Here is a 2,505-nt window from a genome sequence, read left to right on the forward strand (position 1 = left end):
GGCGGGGCTGACGGCGGAGCGTTTTGTGGCGAATCCGCTGGGTGTGTCGGGTGAACGGATGTACCGGACGGGCGACTTGGGTCGTTGGCGTGCGGACGGGGTGCTGGAGTATGTGGGGCGTGCGGACGACCAGGTGAAGATCCGGGGCTTCCGGGTCGAGCCGGGCGAGGTCGCGGCGGTCCTGCTGGCGCACGAGGCGGTGGCGCAGGCCGCGGTCGTGGCACGCGAGGACCGGCCGGGCGACAAGCGCCTGGTCGGCTACGTCGTCCCGGTGAACGGTCGGGACGTGGACGCGGCGGAACTGCGTCACTTCCTGGTCAAACGCCTGCCGCGCCACATGGTGCCGTCGGCGGTGGTGGTGCTGGAGGCGCTGCCGATCACGCCGAACGGCAAGCTGGACCAGCGCGCACTGCCCGCACCTGCCGCCACCGCCGTCGAGCCGGGCGGACGCGCACCGCGCTCGGTGCAGGAGGAACTGCTCTGCGGCATCTTCGCGGAGCTGCTGGGCCTGCCGTCGGTGGGGATCGACGACGACTTCTTCGCGCTGGGCGGGCACTCGCTCCTCGCGGCCCGGCTGATCAGCCGGATTCGCAGCACCTTCGGCGCGGAACTCGGCATCCGCGACCTGTTCGACGCCTCCACGGTCGTCGGCGTCGCCGAGAAGCTGAAGGAGGGGCGGCCGGCGCGGCCGGCGTTGGTGGCGGGTGAGCGTCCGGAGGTGCTGCCGCTGTCGTTCGCGCAGCAGCGGCTGTGGTTCCTGGACCAGCTCGAAGGTGCTTCCGCCACGTACAACAGCCCGTTCGCGTTCCGCCTCCACGGATCGGTGGACGTGGAGGCGCTCCGTGCGGCGATCGGTGACGTGGTCGGCCGGCACGAGGCCCTGCGGACGGTCTATCCCGCGGTCGACGGACAGCCCCGCCAGCTGGTGCTGCCCGCCCAGGACGTCCAGGTGCCCTTCACGGTCGTGGAGTACGGGAGCGACACGCTGGACGAGGCGGTGCGCGGGGCCGCGTTCACCCCGTTCGACCTGTCCACCGACCTGCCCGTACGGGTGGTGTTGTTCAGGCTCGGCGAGGGCGAGTCGGTGCTGGTGGTGACCTTGCACCACATCGCGAGTGACGGTTGGTCGATGGAGCCGCTGTGGGAGGGCGTGGCGTCGGCCTACCGCGCGCGCCTGGCCGGGGTTGCTCCGGAGTGGTCGCCGTTGCCGGTGCAGTACGCGGATTACACGCTGTGGCAGCAGGGTCTGTTGGGTGGGGTCCTGGATCAGCAACTTTCCTACTGGTCGGGGGTGTTGCGGGATGCGCCGCAGGAGGTGGCGCTGCCGTTGGATCGGCCGCGGTCGGGGGTGGCTTCGCGTGCGGGTGGCCTGGTGGAGTTCGGGTTGGATGCCGGGCTGCATGCGGAGTTGGAGGGCCTGGCGCGTCGGCATGGCGTGACGCTGTTCATGGTGCTGCACGCGGGCCTGGCGGCCCTCTTGTCGCGCCTGGGCGCGGGGACGGACATCCCCATCGGCACGGTGGTGGCGGGGCGTTCGGACGAGGCGTTGGACGAGCTGGTCGGGTTCTTCGTGAACACGCTGGTGTTGCGGACGGATGTGTCGGGTGCGCCGACCTTCGGTGAGTTGCTGGACCGGGTCCGGGACACGGATCTGGCGGCGTTCACCCACCAGGACCTGCCGTTCGAGCGGCTGGTCGAGGAGCTGAACCCCGTCCGCTCCGCCTCGGTGCACCCGTTGTTCCAGGTGATGCTGGTCCTGCAGAACAACAACGAGGGAAGCCTCCAACTCCCGGGCATCACCCTGGAATCGGAGACCTTCGACACGGCTCCGGCCCGGTTCGACCTCAACTTCGCCTTCACCGAGGCCTGGGCTGCCGATGGCACGCCCGGTGGGATCCAGGTGGAGCTGCAGTACGCCGCGGACCTCTTCGACCACGGCACGGTGGAGGTGCTGGGCCGCCGTCTCGGTTCGCTGTTGACCGCCATGGTCGCGGATCCGGAGCAGTTGGTCGGGTCGGTTGAGGTGTTGGTGGGTGGCGAGCGTGAGTTGGTCGTGTCGGGGTGGGGTGGTGGTGGGGGTCCGGTGCCGGCGGGGACGGTGTCGGGGCTGTTCGGGGAGCAGGTGGTGCGGGCCCCGGGTGCGGTGGCGGTGGTGGATGGTGATCGCCGGTTGTCGTACGGGGAGTTGGATGTTCTGTCGGATCGGATGGCCGCGCGGTTGGTGGAGTCCGGTCTGGAGCGGGGCGGGTTGGTGGGGGTCTGCCTGGGGCGTGGTGCGGATCTCGTGGTGGCGTTGTTGGGTGTGTTGAAGGCGGGTGGTGGTTACACGCTGTTGGATCCGGAGTTCCCGCGGGAGCGGTCGGCGTTGGTGGTGGCCGAGGCGGGTGTGGGTCTGGTGGTGTCGAGTTCGGTGTTGCGCGGGTCGGTGGAGGGGCTCGCGGAGTGTGTGGTGTGGGTGGATGAGGAGTGGGAGCCGGCGGCGGGCGGGGTGGTGCCGTCGGTGGT

1 protein-coding gene is annotated in these 2,505 nt (G+C 70.3%); it reads left to right on the plus strand.

The genetic code is table 11. The annotated features are described in order from the left end of the window. Nucleotides 1-25 precede the first annotated feature (25 nt). A partial coding sequence (locus tag AMK13_RS40750) for a condensation domain-containing protein (protein WP_274538719.1) occupies nt 26-2,505 on the plus strand: 2,480 nt, incomplete at its 3' end.

It is taken from the genome of Streptomyces sp. CB02056 (assembly GCF_001905545.1).
Taxonomy (GTDB): domain Bacteria; phylum Actinomycetota; class Actinomycetes; order Streptomycetales; family Streptomycetaceae; genus Kitasatospora.